Origin of the sequence: Actinospineispora eucalypti, from assembly GCF_039543365.1 — a bacterium.
Taxonomy (GTDB): Bacteria; Actinomycetota; Actinomycetes; order Mycobacteriales; family Pseudonocardiaceae; genus Pseudonocardia; species Pseudonocardia eucalypti.
In genome coordinates this window covers 74,427-92,018 of the sequence record NZ_BAABJP010000021.1, presented here as the reverse complement: position 1 = coordinate 92,018, position 17,592 = coordinate 74,427, and the positions used below count along the sequence as shown (strand labels likewise).

At 71.9% G+C, this 17,592-nt stretch carries 16 protein-coding genes and 1 pseudogene; 7 read left to right on the top strand and 10 right to left on the bottom strand.

All coding sequences use genetic code 11. The features are described from left to right. Nucleotides 1-97: 97 nt before the first annotated feature. The 8 genes and pseudogenes from ABEB12_RS22170 to pdxH all read right to left on the bottom strand — a co-directional run. Nucleotides 98-1,449, bottom strand: a pseudogene (locus ABEB12_RS22170) (cryptochrome/photolyase family protein); the annotation flags it as partial. A gap of 117 nt (nucleotides 1,450-1,566) precedes the next feature. Beyond that, the gene (locus ABEB12_RS22165; protein ID WP_185063700.1) at nucleotides 1,567-2,865 is read right to left on the bottom strand and encodes a citrate synthase; all 1,299 of its coding nucleotides are present in this window, start codon (nucleotides 2,863-2,865) and stop codon (nucleotides 1,567-1,569) included. A gap of 131 nt (nucleotides 2,866-2,996) precedes the next feature. Then, nucleotides 2,997-3,911, bottom strand: coding sequence for a PfkB family carbohydrate kinase (locus ABEB12_RS22160; RefSeq protein WP_185063699.1), 915 nt, complete (start codon nucleotides 3,909-3,911; stop codon nucleotides 2,997-2,999). 84 nt (nucleotides 3,912-3,995) lie between these two features. Then, nucleotides 3,996-5,420 carry an amino acid permease gene (locus ABEB12_RS22155; RefSeq protein ID WP_185063698.1) on the bottom strand — a complete coding sequence of 475 codons (1,425 nt, stop codon included), beginning with the start codon at nucleotides 5,418-5,420 and terminating at the stop codon, nucleotides 3,996-3,998. 92 nt (nucleotides 5,421-5,512) lie between these two features. Further along, on the bottom strand, nucleotides 5,513-5,923 hold the full coding sequence (locus ABEB12_RS22150; RefSeq protein ID WP_185063697.1) for a PIN domain-containing protein: 411 nt from the start codon (nucleotides 5,921-5,923) through the stop codon (nucleotides 5,513-5,515). Then, nucleotides 5,920-6,129 (bottom strand): hypothetical protein, encoded by a 210-nt coding sequence (locus tag ABEB12_RS22145; protein WP_185063696.1) that lies wholly within the window; start codon nucleotides 6,127-6,129, stop codon nucleotides 5,920-5,922. Before ABEB12_RS22145 ends, ABEB12_RS22150 begins: the two co-directional genes overlap by 4 nt. Before the next feature lie 58 nt (nucleotides 6,130-6,187). Continuing rightward, entirely contained in the window at nucleotides 6,188-7,489 is a 1,302-nt protein-coding gene (locus tag ABEB12_RS22140; protein WP_425572261.1) for an MFS transporter, read from the bottom strand. 38 nt (nucleotides 7,490-7,527) lie between these two features. Then, nucleotides 7,528-8,169, bottom strand: a complete 642-nt coding sequence (pdxH, locus tag ABEB12_RS22135) for a pyridoxamine 5'-phosphate oxidase (RefSeq protein WP_185063695.1) — start codon at nucleotides 8,167-8,169, stop codon at nucleotides 7,528-7,530. A 76-nt stretch (nucleotides 8,170-8,245) separates the two neighbouring features. On the opposite strand from pdxH, the gene ABEB12_RS22130 reads away from it, so the two are divergent. The 7 genes from ABEB12_RS22130 (at nucleotide 8,246) to sepH (ending at nucleotide 16,095) form a co-directional block, all read left to right on the top strand. Then, nucleotides 8,246-9,268, top strand: coding sequence for a DUF4185 domain-containing protein (locus ABEB12_RS22130; RefSeq protein ID WP_345703037.1), 1,023 nt, complete (start codon nucleotides 8,246-8,248; stop codon nucleotides 9,266-9,268). Between the two features lie 147 nt (nucleotides 9,269-9,415). Next, nucleotides 9,416-10,552: a citrate synthase gene (locus ABEB12_RS22125; protein WP_185063694.1), complete on the top strand. Its 1,137-nt coding sequence runs from the start codon at nucleotides 9,416-9,418 to the stop codon at nucleotides 10,550-10,552. Between the two features lie 82 nt (nucleotides 10,553-10,634). Next, a complete protein-coding gene (locus tag ABEB12_RS22120) occupies nucleotides 10,635-11,315 on the top strand; it encodes a response regulator (protein WP_185063693.1) in 681 nt (226 codons plus the stop codon). Further along, nucleotides 11,312-12,352 carry an ATP-binding protein gene (locus ABEB12_RS22115; protein WP_185063692.1) on the top strand — a complete coding sequence of 347 codons (1,041 nt, stop codon included), beginning with the start codon at nucleotides 11,312-11,314 and terminating at the stop codon, nucleotides 12,350-12,352. The genes ABEB12_RS22120 and ABEB12_RS22115 overlap by 4 nt, the downstream gene beginning before the upstream one ends. Continuing rightward, nucleotides 12,349-13,872 carry a DUF4153 domain-containing protein gene (locus tag ABEB12_RS22110; RefSeq protein ID WP_185063691.1) on the top strand — a complete coding sequence of 508 codons (1,524 nt, stop codon included), beginning with the start codon at nucleotides 12,349-12,351 and terminating at the stop codon, nucleotides 13,870-13,872. Before ABEB12_RS22115 ends, ABEB12_RS22110 begins: the two co-directional genes overlap by 4 nt. A gap of 12 nt (nucleotides 13,873-13,884) precedes the next feature. After that, on the top strand, nucleotides 13,885-15,015 hold the full coding sequence (gene serC, locus ABEB12_RS22105; protein WP_185063690.1) for a phosphoserine transaminase: 1,131 nt from the start codon (nucleotides 13,885-13,887) through the stop codon (nucleotides 15,013-15,015). A gap of 93 nt (nucleotides 15,016-15,108) precedes the next feature. Next, on the top strand, nucleotides 15,109-16,095 hold the full coding sequence (sepH, locus tag ABEB12_RS22100) for a septation protein SepH (protein WP_185063689.1): 987 nt from the start codon (nucleotides 15,109-15,111) through the stop codon (nucleotides 16,093-16,095). A gap of 30 nt (nucleotides 16,096-16,125) precedes the next feature. Here sepH and ABEB12_RS22095 read toward each other — a convergent pair whose 3' ends face one another. Further along, nucleotides 16,126-16,428: a DUF2537 domain-containing protein gene (locus ABEB12_RS22095; protein ID WP_185063688.1), complete on the bottom strand. Its 303-nt coding sequence runs from the start codon at nucleotides 16,426-16,428 to the stop codon at nucleotides 16,126-16,128. A gap of 248 nt (nucleotides 16,429-16,676) precedes the next feature. Then, on the bottom strand, nucleotides 16,677-17,486 hold the full coding sequence (locus ABEB12_RS22090; RefSeq protein WP_185063687.1) for a TrmH family RNA methyltransferase: 810 nt from the start codon (nucleotides 17,484-17,486) through the stop codon (nucleotides 16,677-16,679). Between the last annotated feature and the right edge of the window lie 106 nt (nucleotides 17,487-17,592).

Here is a 17,592-nt window from a genome sequence, read left to right as displayed (position 1 = left end):
CGCTGGCCGGCAGCTGAGAGCTACTAACCGAACCGCCGGAAACACCGATCACGGGATAGACCCGGGATCGGCGGGAGGGATCAGTGGGTGGGGGATTGACCTGGTCGTAGCGGGCCAGGGAGTCGGCGCGTTCGGTGGCGTGGTCGACGATTGGGGGTGGGTAGCCGGCCGGGGGGCCGTCCGGCAGCTTCCAGGGGCGGTGGGCGGCCTTGCCGGGGACGCCGCGCAGCTCGGGCAGGTAGCGCCGCAGGTAGTCGCCGGGAGGGTCGAACCGCTCACCCTGCGCGGTCGGGTTGAAGATCCGGAAGTACGGGGCGGCGTCCGTGCCGCTGCCCGCCACCCACTGCCAGTTGTGCTGGTTGGAGGCCAGGTCGCCGTCCACCAGGTGGCGCATGAAGTGCCGCGCGCCGCGCCACCACGGCAGGTGCAGGTCCTTGGTGAAGAAGCTGGCGACGATCATGCGCACGCGGTTGTGCATCCAGCCCTCGGCGAGTAGCTGGCGCATGCCGGCGTCCACGATGGGGTAACCCGTGCGGCCGTCGCGCCAGGCCTCGAACCGGCGGTCCGCTTCCGCGCCGCTGTCCGTGGGCATGGCGTCGAACTTGCGGTCCACGTTCTCCCGCGCGGTTTCCGGGCGGTGCCAGAGCACGTCGGCGTAGAACTCCCGCCAGGCCAGCTCGGACCGGAACACCCGGGCCCCCTCGGAGGCGTCCAGCTCGGCCAGCGGGGTGCGCGGGTGCAGGCAGCCGAATGCAGGTAGGCCGACAGGGCAGAGGTGCCGGGCACCGCCGGGCGGTCCCGGTCCCGGGGGTAGTCGTGCAGCGCGTCGTCCCGGAACTTCGCCCACGCGGCCTCCGCCGCCGCCTCCCCCGGCGCGGGAAGCTGAGCGCCCGGCTCGGGCGGGTCGGGCAGCTCGGTGGCCAGGTCGGACGGCGGCGCCAGCCAGTCGAGCAGCTCCGGGCCGGATTCCGCCGGGGCGCGCCAGCCGTGGGCCAGCCAGGCCCGGGAGAACGGCGTGAACACCCGGTACGGCTCGCCGTCCGCCTTGCGCACCCGGCCGGGGGTGACCGCGTAGGGCGAGCCGGTACGCACCAGCCGGATATCGCCCAACGCGGCCGCCACCCGCTCGTCCCTGGCCCGCCCGTACGGCGCGTGGTCCGAGCTGACGTGCACGGACCGCGCGCCGAACCGCCGCGCGGTGTCCGGCACCACCTCCACCGGGTCGCCCCGCCGGACCAGCAGCCGGCCGCCCAGCGCCTCCCGCAACGCGCGCAGGCAACCGATCAGAAAGACCCGCCGCGGCGAGCCGGAGGGCAGCCACAACCGGTCGTCCAGCACGAACAGCGCCACCGCCGAAGGAGCCGCGTCCGCCGCCGCCAGCAGCGCCGGGTGGTCACCCAGCCGCAGGTCCCGGCGGAACCACAGCACCGTGGTTTCCTCGGCGGTCAACGACAGTCAGCCCTCTCGTCCGGAATCCGCGACATGGCGGGCAGGTACCCGCGACATGGGTGGCGAAATCCCGCGACATGGGGTGGTAGGTCCCGCGACAGGGCGGGCTGGTTTGGGTCAGGAGCGGTTGGTGATGGGCGCGTAGTCGCGCTCGGCGATGCCGGTGTAGAGCTGGCGCGGGCGGCCGATCTTGGTCTGCGGGTCCTCGATCATCTCGCGCCAGTGAGCGATCCAGCCGGGCAGCCGGCCGAGCGCGAACAGCACGGTGAAGAACTTGGTCGGGAAACCCATCGCCCGGTAGATCAGGCCGGTGTAGAAGTCCACGTTGGGGTACAGCTTGCGCTCGACGAAGTAGTCGTCGGCCAGCGCGCGCTCCTCCAGCGCCATGGCGATGTCCAGCAGCGGGTCGGATACGCCCAGCTTCTTCAGCACCTCGTCCGCCCGCAGCTTGATGATCTTGGCGCGCGGGTCGTAGTTCTTGTAGACGCGGTGCCCGAAGCCCATCAGGCGAGCGCCCGACTCCCGGTTCTTCACCCGGTTCACGAACGCCCCGACGTCACCGTTCTCCTCGGTCCGGATCCGCTCCAGCATCTCCAGCACGGCCTGGTTGGCCCCGCCGTGCAGCGGCCCGAACAGCGCGTTTATGCCGGCCGAGATGGACGCGAACAGGTTCGCCTGGGAGGAACCGACGATCCGGACGGTCGATGTGGAGCAGTTCTGCTCGTGGTCGGCGTGCAGGATGAACAGCACGTCCAGCGCGCGGGCCAGCTCCGGGTCCACCTCGTACGGCTCGGCCGGGAAGCCGAAGGTGAGGCGCAGGAAGTTCTCCACGCCGCCGAGCGAGTTGTCCGGGTAGAGGAACGGCTGGCCGATCGACTTCTTGTAGGCGTAGGCCGCGATCGTCGGCACCTTGGCCAGCAGCCGGATGGTGGACAGCTCCACCGCGTCGGCGTCGAACGGGTCGAGGCTGTCCTGGTAGAAGGTGGACAGCGCGGACACCGCACTGGACAGCACCGGCATCGGGTGCGCGTCCCGGGGGAAGCCGTCGAAGAACCGTTTCAGGTCCTCGTGCAGCAGGGTGTGCCGCGTGATCTTCTGACTGAAGGAGTCCAGCTGCTCCTGGGTGGGCAGCTCGCCGTAGATCAGCAGGTAGCTGGTCTCGGCGAAGGTGGAGTGCTCGGCCAGCTGCTCGATCGGGTAGCCGCGGTAGCGCAGAATGCCCGCGTCGCCGTCGATGTAGGTAATCGCGGAGGAACAGGCGGCGGTGTTGCCGAAGCCGTTGTCCAGCGTGACCAGCCCGGTGCTGGCGAGCAGCTTGCCCAGTTCGATCGCCGGTGCGCCCTCGGTCGGGTCGGTGATCGGCATCTCGTACTCGCCGCCGGGGTAGGTGAGCGCGGCGGTCTTGCTAGCAGACATGTGGAGGTTCCCTCTCACACTCGAAATGTCTTTAGGGTTCTTGCGCCTGAACCTAGTCCCTGAGCCGGCAAAATGCGGGTTCGCGCGGAGTGACCAGTGCCATTAGCTACCCAGGTGGGTGGCGCTTGTTATCAAAGGCCCAGCTCGGCGGCGGTGGGAGGTTCGGCACCCGGCCGGGCGCAGGTGCGGGCGGCCGCCTCGGCGGCGAACCCGAGCACGTCCCGCCATTCGTCGGCCTCGAGGCCGGACAGGCCGTCCCGGGTCAGCGCGCCGTGCGCGCGGAGCCGGGCGAGCAGCGCCGCGTGCACCGTGTCGCCGGCGCCGATGGTGTCCACGACCACGGTCGGCACGCCGGGCACCTCGATCGGGCCGGCCTTGGTGAACGCGATCAGCCCGTCGCCGCCCCTGGTCATCACCACGGCGGCCGGGCCGGCCTCCAGCCACGCGGCCGGTTCCGAACCGCCCAGCCACTCGGCGTCCTGGTCGGACAGCTTCAGCAGGCCGACGTCGGGCAGCCACGAGACGAACCGGCGCAGGTAACCGTCCCGGTCCGGGATCAGGTCGGCCCGGATGTTCGGGTCCAGGCTGATCAGCCGGCCGGCCGCGGCCTCCCGGTGCAGCACCGCCTCGTACGCGCTCGCCCCCGGCTCGAGCACCAGCGACAACGTGCCGAGGGCGACCGCCTCGGTGTCCGCCGGCAGCGGCCCCGGGTCGGCGAACAGCCGGTCGGCGGTCCCCTCGGTGTAGAAGCCGTAGCGGGCGGAGCCGTCCGGGTCCAGGCCGACCACGGCCAGGGTGGACGGCTCCGGGCCGCGCTGCACCAGCTCGGTGTGCACCGAGGCGTTCGCCAGGCGTTCCACCATGGCGTTGCCGAACGGGTCGGTGGACATCCGGGACAGGAACCGGGTCGGGGCGCCCAGCCGGCCGAGCGCCACCGCCACGTTGTACGGCGCCCCGCCCCACCGGGGCAGCATCGCCCCCGAAGCGTCCCGGGCGCTGGCGCCCGGGACCAGGTCGACCAGCGCCTCTCCGCCTACCACGATCACGTCGGCGAGAGTAATGGCGAGGCTGGCGCCTCGCCCCGTGAGTGGCGAGTGTGGCTATAGGCATACTCGCCACTCACGGGTGCGCTAGCGCACATCCGGTGAGTGCGGGTGCTCGCGGGAGTCGTCCAGGTGCGTGGGGTCCAGCCGCTGCTTGCCCACGAACAGGAAGTTGACCACCCAGAGCAGCACGCCGACGGCGAGCAGGACGCCGGCGATGACGAACTCGATGGTCGGCCGGCCGGTGAACGGGGTGGCCAGGTAGCCGCACAGGACGATGCCCAGCACCGGCGCCCAGGTCGGCGCCTTGAAGTGCTCGTGCTCGGCCGGGCGCCGGCGCAGCACCAGCACCGCCACATTGGTGAGCGTGAACACCGCGAGCAGCAGCAACGACGTGGTACCACCCAGGGTGCTCACGTCCACGCTGACCACCAGCAGGTAGGCGAGCAGGCTGGAGAACACGATGGACACCCACGGTGTGCGCCGGGTCGGGTGCACGGTGGCGAACACGCTCGGCAGCACCCGCTCGTTGGCCATGCCGTAGAGCAGCCGGCTGGCCATCAGCATGTTGATCAGCGCAGAGTTGATCACGGCGAGCAGGCCGATGACGGCGAAGATGATCAGCGGGAAGCCGGGGGCACCGACGCCGAGCACCTTGAGCAGCGCGCCGGACTTGGCCGCGGCCAGGTCGGCGGCGGGCACCAGCATCGAGCTGAGCGTCGCGATCACCACGTACAGCGTGCCGGCCACCGCCATACCGGTGAGCATGGCCTTGGGGAAGACCTTGACCGGGTCCTTGGTCTCCTCGGCCATGTTCACCGAGTCCTCGAACCCGACCATGGCGAAGAAGGCCAGCGACACCGCCGCGGTCACTGCCACCAGCGCGCCGCCGCTGCCGCCCGCGTGGATCTCAGTGAGCCGGCTGGCGTCACCCTTGCCCTGGGAGACGCCCCACACGCCGGCGCCGATGATGATCAGCAGGCCACTCAGCTCGATGCAGGTGAGCACCACGTTGGCCTTGACCGACTCGCCCACGCCCCGGAAGTTGATGATCCCCAGCCCGGCCACAAACAGCAGCGCGACCAGCGGCAACGACGGCACCCAGCCCAGGCCCTCGACCACCTGTTTCAGATAGGTGTCGCTGAACGCCTTGGCGGCCGAGGCGGCGGACGTCACCCCGGAGCTCATCACGGTGAAGGTCACCATGAAGGTCAGGAACTGGACGCCGAACGCCCGGTGCGTGTACAGCGCGGCACCCCCGGCGCCCGGGTACTTGCCGACCAGCTCCAGATAGCTGAACGCGGTCAGGAACGCCACGATGAACGCCCCGAGGAAGGGCAGCCACAGCGCCCCGCCGACCCGCCCGGCCACCGAACCGACCAGCGCGTAGATCCCCGTGCCGAGGATGTCCCCGACGACGAAGAAGAGCAGAAGTTTCGGCCCGATGGCCTTCTTGAGCTCAGGTTGGCCGTGGGAATGCGCCACAGTGGCGCCGGTCACATTGTCCGCCATCGTGAGAGTTTCTCAGGTCACCCCGCACCCGTCGAGGATGCTTGAGCATCATTTAACGTCCGCGTGTCATGCACACCCGATCACACGTCGGGCTACGGCAACAGCGCGAGCGTGCCCACGTGCCGGGGACGAACCACTGAGAAGTGACGCCGGTCGAGAGTCGCCACGGCCGGCAAGTTCAACCGTTCGGTCAAGGCGATGACGGACGCATCGACAGTTCCAAGCGGCAGGTCCCGGTACTTGTCGACCAGTTCGGCAATCCGCTCCAGATCCGCCGAAGCCGTGTCCAACAACGTGAACAGGCCGGCGCGCACATCCTTCAGAAACGCAAGCTCGGCCCGCGTCCCCCGACGGCGCTCGGCCAGGAGACACACCTCGGTGAAGACTGTGGTCGGAACGAGGAGCGGCCCGGGGTAGTTGGCCAGGAAGTCCCGGCAACGCTCGTGGTGGTCGTCCCGGTCATTGAGCAACGCCACGATCGGACCTGTGTCGACGACGATCACTCGGGCTGATCGGCTTCTTCCCGCAGGATGACCTCGGAGCGCTCCGCGAAGTCGCGTTCAGCGGTCAAGGTTCCCGCGCTGGCGAACCGGCGGGGTGCCGCGGGCACCGGACCATCGATGCTGGCGCGGAGCACGCGTTCGATTGCCGGTAACCGCGATTCGGGCACCGCATCGAGTAGCTCGTGCACCGCGTCCCGGCTGGCCATGGACCGAGTGTCCCACAATGTCCGCATTCAACCCGGGCAAACCGGACAAATGCGGACATCAGCCGTGGGCGCGGTAGCGCCAGAAGGCGGGGAGCAGGGCGACCGTGAGGACGGTGGCGATCACCACGGCGACGCCGCCGGCGGTGACCGCGGGGCCGGTGCCGATCGCGGCGGCGGCCCCGCCGTGCCAGATGTCGGCCACCCTCGGCCCGCCGGCCACGACCACCATGAACACGCCCTGCATCCGGCCCCGCATCTCCTCGGTGGCCACCACCTGCAGCATGGTCGACCGGTAGACCGCGCTGACCAGGTCGGCGGCGCCACCCACCGCCAGCAGCAGCACGGCCAGCCACAACGCGTGCACCATGCCGAACGCGGCCACCGCCAGGCCCCACACGCAGATCGCCACGGTCACCGCGACACCCTGCCGGCTCACCCGGTGCAGCCAGCCCGAGAACACCCCGCCGGCCACCGAGCCGACGGATATGCCGGCGAACAGCAGGCCCAGCGCGATGCCGCCCCCCGCCGGGTCGTGGAACGTGCGCTCGGCCATCTCCGGGAACACCGCGCGGGGCATGCCGAAGGCCATCGCGATGATGTCCACCAGGAACGAGACCAGCAGGATCTTCTGCGTGGCCACGTAGCGGAACCCGTCCAGCACGCCGCGCAGCCCGGCGCTCTGGCGGGACCCGTTCGTACCGGGCACCGGGGGCATCTTCGGCAGCTTCCAGGTGGCCCACAGCGTGGCGAGCAGCGCGATCGCGTCCACCAGGTACAGCGTGGACAGGCCGACCAGCGGCAGCAGCGCGCCGGCCAGCATCGGCCCGACGATGGCGCCGAACTGGAAGACCGTCATGTTCAGCGCGTTGGCCGCCGGCAGCTCGCGGGCCGGCAGCAGGCGGGGCAGCACGGCGGACCGGGTGGGTTGGTTCATCGCCAGCAGCGCCTGCTGCACCGCGAACAGGCTGAGGATCAGCCACACCGAGCTCGGGCCGGAGGCCCCAAAAGCACTAGTGAGCCACAGCGCCACGGACACCACGGAGATCCCCGCCCCGCTGAGCAGCAGCAGTTTCCGCCGGTCCATGGCGTCGGCGATCGCCCCGCCCCACAGCCCGAACACCACCAGCGGGACCAGTCCGAACGCCCCGGTCAGCCCGACGTACCCGGACGACTGGGTGAGGTCGTAGATCTGCTTGGGCACCGCAACCACGGTCAGCTGCGCGCCGATCACCGTGACCACCCCGGCCAGCCACAGCCGGCGGAACTCCGGCGTGCGCAGCGGCGTTGTGTCGGCGAAGGCGCCGCGCACCCGCCGGCCCAAGGAACGTCTAGCCGGTAACTCTTCCTCGGTGGGCTGCACGACTAATAGTTAGCACGCCAAGCTAGCGAGTTATTCCCCTACGGCGCGAGGCGCTGGACCTTGAAGCTCTGGTCCTGGTTGCGCACGAAGGCCAGCCGGTCGTGCATCCGGTCCGGCCGGCCCTGCCAGAACTCCACGCGCTCGGGGCGCAGCAGCCAGCCGCCCCAGTGCGGGGGCACCGGAACGGCCTCCAGGTCGGCGAACCGCCGCCGGGTGGCCTCGAAGGCGTCCTCCAGCGCGCGCCGGCCGCTCATCACCGCCGACTGCGGGGACGCCCAGGCGCCCAGCTGCGAGCCGCGCGGGCGGGTGGCCCAGTAGGCGGCGGTCTCCTCCCGGCTGACCGCGTCCACGGTGCCGCGCACGTTGACCTGCCGGTGCAGCGCGAACCAGGGGAAGGTGACCGAGGCGCGCCGGCTGGAGCGCAGGTCACGGCTCTTCGCCGAGGTGTAGTTGGTGAAGAAGACGATGCCCCTCGAATCGATGCCCTTGCACAGCACGCTGCGCGTGGACGGCTCCCCCTCGGTGTTCACGGTGGCCAGGACCATGCCGTTCGGCTCGGGCAACCCGGCCTCGGTGGCCTCGGACAACCACTCGGACAACTGAATATGCCAGCTCGTGGCCAGGTCAGCCACGTCGAGCGAGGCCTGGTGGGCCACCCGCTCGGCTCGGTCGAGCGACATTCGCTACCGCCTTCCACAACGGACCCTTGACCGTAGGCCGATCGGGCGGTGGAAAGCTACCCGTGTGATCCCTCCGGTGGTGGAGCCGACCGGCGTCGAACTGGTCGGCAAGGTGACCGGCCAGGACTCACCGAACCGCACCGGCAGCCGGTTCGGCTTCCTGGCCACCGACCTGGGCGTGCTCTGGGACGACGGCGCCGGCGGCGTGCTGGCCGCGTTCGGCGACACCTACGGCGAGGGCTGGACCGGCCCCGGCGCGGGCGCCCGCTCGGCCGACCACCGCCGCAACGTGGTGGCCCGCTGCGCCGGCGGACCGCTCACCGGGGGCCTCGAGCTGGCTTCGGTGGTGGAGGACCAACCCGGGCACGCGGCCGAAATCCTGCCCGGGCGGCGCTGGCTGGCCCGGTTGCGGATGGAGTCCACGGTGATCCCGACCGCCGGGATAGCGGTGGACGGCGTGCAGTACCTGCACTACATGTCGGTACGCCGGTGGGGCCGGCCGGGCAGCTGGCGGACCAACCACGGCGGCATCGCCTGGTCGGCCGACGGCGGCGCGACCTGGCGGACCGGTCGCGGCGCGCGCTGGCGCAACCCCTGGTGGACACGGGGGCGGCGGCCGTTCCAGCTCGGCGCGTTCGCCCGGTCACCGGACGGCTCGGTCGTGTACCTGTTCGGCACGCGCAACGGGCGGTTCGGGCCGGTTTACCTGGCAAGGGTGGACCCGGGCGCGGTGGCTTCACCGAGCCGGTACGAGTACTGGACGGGTCAGGGGTGGGTGAGCGGGGTGAAAGCGGCCCGGCCGGTCACGGACGGGCCGGCCGGTGAGCTTTCCGTGGCCTTCCACCACGGGTTGGGCGTGTGGCTGATGGTGCACCTGGACGACCCGGGCGGCCGCATCGCGCTGCGCGCGGCCGACCGGCCCACCGGGCCGTGGAGTGATGGCGTCACCCTGTTGTCCGGCGCCGAGCACCCCGGCCTCTACGGCGGCTATCTGCACCCCGGCGCGCTGCACGGCTCGGACATCTACTTCACCGTCTCCCGCTGGGATCCCTACAACGTGTACCTGGCCCGCGCCGGCTTGCTCTTGAAGGCGCATTAGTCGTTCACTATCCCAATCACCAGTGCCAGTGATCCTTAGCACCTCACGTTGCGAGTGCGCCCGACCAGGGGCAGGGTCTTCTCAACCCTGTGTGCCACCCCACAGCGCGCGCCTCATGAGGGCGCTCGAGCGTCTCAAGGAGGAGCCGTGTCCACCCCTGACCCTCAAATCCCGCCGCCCCCGCCCGGCTTCAAGTCCGGCCTCGAGGGACACGTGGCTTTCCGCACCGAGATCGCCGAGCCGGACAAGGACGGCGGCGCGCTCCGCTACCGGGGTGTGGACATCGAGGACCTGGTCGGCCACGTCACCTTCGGCAACGTGTGGGCGCTGCTGGTGGACGGCCGGTTCGGCCCCGGCCTGCCGCCGGCCGAGCCGTTCCCCATCCCGGTACACACCGGCGACGTACGGGTGGACGTGCAGGCCGCGCTGGCCATGCTCGCGCCGTACTGGGGCTACCGCCCCCTGCTGGACATCACCGACGAGGAGGCCCGCGACCAGCTGGCCCGCGCGTCGGTGATGGCGCTGTCCTACGTGGCCCAGTCCGCGCGCGGCATCGGCCAGCCCGCCGTGCCGCAGTCCCGGATCGACCAGTGCAAGACGGTCACCGAACGGTTCATGACCCGCTGGCGCGGCGAGCCGGACCCGTCGCACGTGCAGGCGATCGACGCCTACTGGGTATCCGCGTGTGAACACGGCATGAACGCCTCCACCTTCACCGCGCGGGTGATCGCGTCCACCGGGGCCGACGTGGCCGCCTCGCTGTCCGGCGCGATCGGCGCCATGTCCGGCCCGCTGCACGGCGGCGCCCCGGCCCGGGTGCTGCCGATGATCGCCGAGGTGGAGAAGACGGAGAACCCGCAAGCCCTGGTGCGCGGGATTCTCGAGCGCAAGGAGAAGCTGATGGGCTTCGGCCACCGGGTCTACCGGGCCGAGGACCCGCGCGCCCGGGTGCTGCGCCGCACCTGCAAGGAGCTGAAGGCCCCGCGCTACGAGATCGCCTGCGCGCTCGAGCAGGCCGCCCTCAAGGAGCTGCGGGAACGCCGCCCCGACCACCCCATCGAGACCAACGTGGAGTTCTGGGCGGCGGTGATCCTGGACTTCGCCGAGGTCCCGCCGCACATGATGCCGGCCATGTTCACCAGCGCCCGCACCGCCGGCTGGAGCGCGCACGTCATGGAGCAGAAGCGGGAGTCCAAGCTGGTCCGCCCGTCCGCCCAGTACATCGGCCCCGGCCCCCGTCGGCCCGAGGAAGTCGAAGGCTGGAACGAGATCGCCCACGACTGAGGCTCCGGCCTGGTCGGAACCACACGAATCCTTCACATTTTGTGCCGATGACGGGCACCTGACCGCTTTAGTGTCGGTCGGCATGAGACGGCTTGTGCTCGTGGTCGAGGACGAGGTGGCCATCGCGGACGCGGTCGCAGACCGGTTGCGCGCGGAGGGTTTCGACGTGCGACTGGCGCACGACGGCCCGGCCGCGGTGGCCGCCGCCGAGGCGGACGAGCCGGACCTGGTGGTGCTGGACGTGATGCTGCCCGGGTTCGACGGCATCGAGGTGTGCCGGCGGATCCAGGCGCACCGGCCGGTGCCGGTGCTGATGGTCACCGCGCGGGACGACGAGACCGACATCCTGGTCGGCCTGGGCGTCGGCGCCGACGACTACCTGACCAAGCCGTACTCGATCCGCGAGCTGGCCGCCCGGGTGCACGCGCTGCTGCGCCGGGTGGACCGCGCCGCCGAGCTCGCCCCGGACCGGGCACCCGGCGCCCGGCTGACCCTGGGCGAGGTGGAGATCGACCGGGGCCAGCGGACGGTCTACCGGGCCGGTGAAGAGGTACACCTGACGCCGATCGAGTTCGACCTGCTGGTCTACCTGGCCTCGCGGCCCCGGCTGGTGCAGCCGAGGGACCGGCTGCTCACCGAGATCTGGGGACTCGGGGACTTCGCCAACACCCGCACGCTGGACAGCCACGTCAAGGAGCTGCGCCGCAAACTGGGCTCCGAGCTGATCCGCACCGTGCACGGCGTCGGGTACGCAATCCGATGAACGACATGCTGCCCCGGCCGCTGGACCCGATCCGGTCGATCAAGCTGAAGCTGAGCATCCTGTTGCTCGGTTCCGGCGGCGTCGGCATCTGCTACCTGTGGCTGGCGTTCGGCTGGCTGCCCAGCTACACGACGACAGCGGTGGCGATCGCGCTGGTGCTGCTCACCGCGCAGGTGCTCAGCCACGGCATGACCAGCCCGTTGCGGGAGATGACCGCCGCCGCCCGGGCGATGGCCCGGGGCGACTACACCCGCCGGGTGCGCGCCACCGCGCGGGACGAGGTCGGCCAGCTGGCCACCGCGTTCAACCAGATGGCCGCCGACCTGGCCGCCGCCGACCGGCAGCGCCGCGAGCTGATCGCCAACGTCTCCCACGAGCTGCGCACCCCGGTCACCGCGCTGCGCGCCGTGCTGGAGAACGCGGTGGACGGCGTGGCCCCGGCCGAGCCCGCGCTGCGCACCGCGCTGGACCACACCGAACGGCTGGCCCAGCTGGTCGCCGACTTCCTGGACCTGTCCCGCCTGGACGCCGGCGCGCTCACCCTGCGCCGGGAGGACTTCGAGCTGGCGCCGCTGCTGGACGAGGCGGTGGCCGAGTCGCGCGCGGCGGCCGGGCGGGCGGTGCGCTTCGAGGTGGTCGTCGAGCCGGCCGGGCTGGCCGTGAACGCGGACCGCGCCCGGCTGCGCCAGGTGGTGCTGAACCTGCTGGACAACGCCGCGCGGCACGGGCCGGCCGAGGGCCGGGTGCTGGTCCTGGCCCGCACCGAGGAGGGCCGGCGGGTGCTGGAGGTCCGGGACGACGGCCCCGGCATCCCGGCCGACCAGCGCGACCGGGTGTTCCAGCGGTTCACCCGGGGGGAACGCGCCGCCGGCGGCGGCACCGGCCTGGGGCTGGCCATCGCCCGCTGGCTGGTCGACCTGCACGGCGGCGAGATCACCGTCACCGACCCCAACCCGGCCACCGCCGCCGGGGTCGGCCCCGAGGACCGCGCGGGTTGCGTGGTCCGCGTGACGCTGCCCGCGAGGAGCACCCCATGACCGAACCGACCACCCAGACCCCGCCGGCCCCGCCGAAGCCGGAGACGAAGCCGCGCACCCCGGTCTGGCGGAAACCGGCGGCGCCGGCCTCGGCGGTGGCGGTCGGCGCGGTCGTGCTGGTCGGCGTGGCCGCCGCGACGATCCGCCCGTGGCAGGGCCTCGGCCTCGGCTGGGCGCTGTTCGGCCTGGTGGTGGCCGTGCCGACGGCGGTACTGGCCTGGCGGGCGCCCGGCGGGCCGGAGCGGAGCCGGCTGGCCAGCGCGGGCTGGGCGGTGATCGCGCTGGGGCTGCTCGGCGTGCTGGCCCTGCGCGACCTGGAGGAGCTGGGCCTGCTGTGTGTGCCGGTGGCCGCGCTGGCCGGGTCGCTGGCGGTGGCCGGCGGGCGGTCCGCCCGGGGGCTGGCGCTGGGCGCGATCGCGGTGCCCAGCCTGGCGATCGGCGGGTTGGCCTGGTTCGGCCGGGGGGTCGGCGCGCTGAACCCGTTCCGGGACCGGGAGGACAACGCGCCGGTGCGAACGGCGGTCGCGGTGCTGGTGGCGCTGGCGCTGCTCGCCGTGTTCGGGCCGCTGCTGGCCGGCGCGGACGCCCGGTTCGGCAAGCTGCTCGAGGCCTTGCTGCCGGAGCTGGACCTGGCCTGGCTGGCCAGCCGGTTGGGCCAGGCCGTGCTGTTAGGCGCGGGCATGGTGGGCGCGGGTTACCTGCTCGCCGCGCCACCGCGCGCGGACGCGGCGGGCGCCGGCCCCGGCAAACGACTGCGCCGGGTCGAGTGGGCGCTGCCCGTCGGCGGGCTGGTGGTGCTGTTCACCGCGTTCGTGGCCCTCCAGCTGAGCACGCTGTTCGGCGGCGACGAGTTCGTGCTGCGCACCACCGGGCTGACCTACGCCGAGTACGCCCGGTCCGGCTTCTGGCAGCTGATCGTGGTCGCCGCGCTCACCCTGCTGGTGATCATGACGGCGGCCCGCTGGGCGCGGCTGGACACCCGGGCCGACCGGGCCTGGCTGCGCGGCCTGCTCGGCGGGCTGGCCGGGCTCACCCTGGTCATCCTGGCCTCCGCGCTGCACCGGATGTGGACCTACCAGCAGGCCTACGGGTTCACCGTGACCCGGCTGGTGGTGATCGCCATCGAGCTGTGGCTGGGCGTGGTGTACCTGATGGTGTTCGCCGCCGGGGTGCGGCCGCGCGCGTCCTGGCTGCCCCGGGCGGTGCTCGGCACCGGGGCGGCGGCGCTGCTCGCGTTGTTCCTGGCCGGCCCGGACGGGATCGTCGCCGAGCGCAACGTCGCCCGCTGGCAGCAGACCGGCAAGATCGACACTCACTACCTGTCCCGGCTGTCCGCCGACGCCGCCCCCGCGCTGGACCGGCTGCCGGACCCGCTGCGCGGCTGCGCCCTGGGCCATTACCAGCGCGGCCCGAGCGACGACTGGCGCGACTGGAACGCCGCTCGCGCACACGCCGCGAAGCTCCCGCCGGCCGGCTTGAGAGGCTGCTCACCCGGGGCTTCCGGTACCGGTGGGGATTGAGAGACTAGGCGCGTGACCACTGCGCTGGAGATTCCCGCTGACCTCAAACCCGTCGACGGCCGGTTCGGTTGCGGACCGTCTAAGGTGCGCCCGGAGCAGCTGGCCGCGCTGGCCGGCGAGGGCGCGGCCGTGATGGGGACCAGCCACCGCAAGGCGCCGGTGAAGAACCTGGTCGGGCGGGTGCGCGCGGGTCTGCGCGAGCTGTTCTCACTGCCGGACGACTACGCCGTGGTGCTCGGCAACGGCGGCACCACCGCGTTCTGGGACGTCGCCGCGTTCGGCCTGGTCCGGGAGCGCGCGCTGCACCTGAGCTACGGGGAGTTCTCCTCGAAGTTCGCCAAGGTCACCAACGGTGCGCCGTTCCTGGCCGACTCGGTGGTCATCGAGGCGGAACCCGGATCCGCGCCCTCGCCGGGCGCCGACCCGAGCGCCGACGTGCTGGCCTGGGCGCACAACGAGACCTCCACCGGCGTCTCGGTCCCGGTGACCCGGCCGGCCGGGGCGACCGCCGGCCAGTTGGTGCTGATCGACGCCACCTCCGGCGCCGGCGGCCTGCCGGTGGACATCACCCAGGCCGACGCCTACTACTTCGCCCCGCAGAAGTGCTTCGCCGCCGACGGCGGGCTGTGGATCGCGCTGCTCTCCCCGGCCGCGCTGGCCCGCAACTCCGAGATCGTGGGCGGCGGCCGCTGGGTGCCCAGCTTCCTTTCCCTGGCCGCCGCCGTGGACAACTCGTCGAAGGACCAGACCGACAACACTCCGGCCGTGGCCACGCTGTTCCTGCTGGCCAACCAGGTCGAGTGGATGCTCGGGCTGGGCGGCCTGGACGCCTGCGTGGCGCGCACCCGCGACTCGTCCACCCGGCTCTACCAGTGGGCGGAGAAGACCTCGTACACCACCCCGTTCGTGGTGGACCCGGCCCACCGCTCGCAGGTGGTCGGCACGATCGACTTCGACCAATCGGTGGACGCCAACGCCGTGGCGAACACGCTGCGTGCGAACGGCATCGTGGACACCGAGTCGTACCGCAAGCTGGGGCGCAACCAGCTGCGCATCGGCATGTTCCCGGCCATCGATCCCGATGACGTCAGCGCGCTCACCGCGTGCATCGACTACGTGGTCGAACGTCTACACTCCGACTGACATGCCTGCGCGGGTGGGCGGCGCGCCTCCCGGACGCGGGGTGCACCGGCCACTACCGTCACTCGGACGAGCGTAGGGGCGAGCGGAGGGTTGATGCGCGCGCTGCGGGTCGTGGGGTACGAGGAAGATGGTTCGGGGCAACCGGCCGTCATCCTCGAAGACCCGGACCGGCGCGAGCGGTTCACCGTTCCGGCGGACGAGCGGCTGCGCGCCGCTGCCCGAGGTGACGTCCAGCAGCTCAGCAAGATGACCGCTTCGTCCTCGGACCAGGAGAGCCAGTTGCGACCCCGTGAGATCCAGGCCCGCATTCGGGCGGGCGCGTCCGTGGAGCAGGTGGCGGCCGTGGCGGGGGTGCCCGCCGAGCGCATCGAGCGGTTCGCCTACCCGGTGTTGTTGGAGCGTTCGCGGATTGCCGAGATGGCCCGCGACGCGCACCCGGTACGCACCGACGGGCCGGACGTCCGCACCCTGCAGGAGGTCGTGACCAGCACGTTCAACGCGCGTGGCCAGGAGTACAGCCACGCCGAGTGGGACGCCTGGCGCGGCGACGACAACAAGTGGGTGGTGACGCTCAGCTGGGATGTCGGCCGCTCCGACATCACCGCCCGCTGGCAGTACCAGCCGGGCGCGCACGGCGGCACGGTCACCGCGCTGGACGAGCACTCCACCGACCTGATCGACGGGCAGAGCCGCCCGCCGCGCCGGGTCGGCCCGGTGATCGACTTCGGCAACAGCGCCGAGCCGGCCGCCAAGGCGGCGAACGCGGGCGACTCCTCGTCCGCCGGCCGCCGGGCCAACAAGACCACCACCGGGCGCGGTTCGGGATCCGGATCGTCCGGGTCCGGGTCCGCCAAGCCGGCGCCCAAGCCGGCCACCCGGGCCACCGGCAAGGCCGCCGCGCCGGCTCAGCCGGAACAGACCCAGCTCACCGAGCAGCCGGAACCGGAGACCGCAGAGACCACCGAGCGCCCGGCCGCCGCCGCTTCCGGCGGCGCGAAGCGCTCCGGCGCCCGCAAGGGCAAGCCGGTCATGCCGTCCTGGGAGGACGTGCTGCTCGGCGTGAAGTCGCAGCGCGGCTGAGTAGCAGCGGCTGAGTCGCGGCGCGGCTGATCAGCCGCGCGGACCGGCGAACGCCAGCCCGACCAGCAGCGCGAACCAGGCCACACCCAGCCCGGCCGCGACGCCGTACGCCACCCAACGCCAGGTGCGTTGATGGCGCAGCAGCAGGTACGAAGGCGTCAGCCCGGCGGTCATCAGCAGGTTGGCCGGTATCCATACCCAGCCGAACGACGCGGCCAGCGACCGGGCCAGCAGCAGGTCGATGACGAACACCAGACCGCCCATGATCGCCGCGACGGTGAGCCCGGTCGCCCACGGCGTTGGCTCCTCTCGCTCCCGTCCCGCCAGCGTCACGCTTCCACCCTATGCAGCGCGCACCCCACGCCGTCCCAAGGGGTGCACTCCCGCCTCTCTCCTCCGAGACCCGTTTTCGCCACTATGGCTCTGCGTGGAAATACGCGACACCTGGTCGGCCCGACGCCACTCGCCCTTTCGAGCGCTCCGCTTCCGCTGCCGCGCATCCGGCGAGTGGCGCGTATTTCCACGCAGAGCCATAGCGTCGTCGGAGGCACCTGAGAGAGAGCGGCGTCGTGGAAGAACGGTCAGGCGTCCAGGGCGGCGTAGAAGGCGACGGCGGCGGCCGTGGCCACGTTCAGCGAGTCGACGCCGGGCGCCATGGGCACCCGGACCCACTCGTCGGCGGCGGCCAGCGCCTCCTCGGAGAGACCTGGACCTTCGGCGCCGAGCAATACGGCGACCTTCGCCCCGGAAAGTCCCGCCGCGGCGAGCGGTTTCGCCTCGGCCCTGGGAGTCAGCGCGACCACCCGGAAGCCGGAGGCGCGCAGCTCGGCCAGCCCCTTGGCGAACGGTTCGGCGTCCAGCGGGGCGAACGGGACCCGCAACACGTGCCCCATCGAGACCCGCACCGAGCGGCGGTAGAGCGGGTCCGCGCAGCGCGGCCCGAGCAAGATCCCGGACACCCCGAGCGCGGCCGCGTTGCGGAACAGCGCGCCCAGGTTTTCGTGATCATTGACACCTTCCAGCACGGCCAGCACCCGGGAGCCGGCGAGCAGCGTCGGGAGCGCCACCGGAGTGGCCCGGTCGGCCACCGCGAGCACGCCCCGGTTGAGGTGGAACCCGACCACCTCGGCCATCGTCGAGGCGTCGCACTGGTAGGCCGGAATGTCGTGTCCGGCCAGGTCAGGAGCCAGTTCGGCGATCTTGGCCGGCACTCCGAGGAGTGCGCGCGGCGGGTACGGCGAGCCCAGTAGGCGGCGCACCACGACCACGCCCTCGGCGATCACCAGACCCCGGCCGCCGGGGCGATCCGGGCGGCGGTCCGCCGTCGTCAGATCACGGAAATCGTCCACCCGGGGATCGCCGGCGGATCTTAGTGGTATCACGTGCGCCATATGAGAATGTTGCCTGTTCGTCATCCGGTCAGGCGTAGATTCTCCCCGCCTGTTGTGCCACGGTGGTAGGCCGCGCCAAACGCTAGTGCGCATGTAGTCAGTTCGA

Excerpts from the sequence above, each read along its gene's own strand:
- sepH (WP_185063689.1), top strand. The coding sequence starts at position 15,109 with ATGCGCGCGCTGCGGGTCGTGGGGTACGAGGAAGATGGTTCGGGGCAA.
- pdxH (WP_185063695.1), bottom strand. The coding sequence starts at position 8,169 with ATGTCGCTCGACCGAGCCGAGCGGGTGGCCCACCAGGCCTCGCTCGAC.
- ABEB12_RS22110 (WP_185063691.1), top strand. The coding sequence starts at position 12,349 with ATGACCGAACCGACCACCCAGACCCCGCCGGCCCCGCCGAAGCCGGAG.
- ABEB12_RS22115 (WP_185063692.1), top strand. The coding sequence starts at position 11,312 with ATGAACGACATGCTGCCCCGGCCGCTGGACCCGATCCGGTCGATCAAG.
- ABEB12_RS22165 (WP_185063700.1), bottom strand. The coding sequence starts at position 2,865 with ATGTCTGCTAGCAAGACCGCCGCGCTCACCTACCCCGGCGGCGAGTAC.
- ABEB12_RS22145 (WP_185063696.1), bottom strand. The coding sequence starts at position 6,129 with ATGGCCAGCCGGGACGCGGTGCACGAGCTACTCGATGCGGTGCCCGAA.
- ABEB12_RS22120 (WP_185063693.1), top strand. The coding sequence starts at position 10,635 with ATGAGACGGCTTGTGCTCGTGGTCGAGGACGAGGTGGCCATCGCGGAC.
- ABEB12_RS22090 (WP_185063687.1), bottom strand. The coding sequence starts at position 17,486 with ATGGCGCACGTGATACCACTAAGATCCGCCGGCGATCCCCGGGTGGAC.
- ABEB12_RS22155 (WP_185063698.1), bottom strand. The coding sequence starts at position 5,420 with ATGGCGGACAATGTGACCGGCGCCACTGTGGCGCATTCCCACGGCCAA.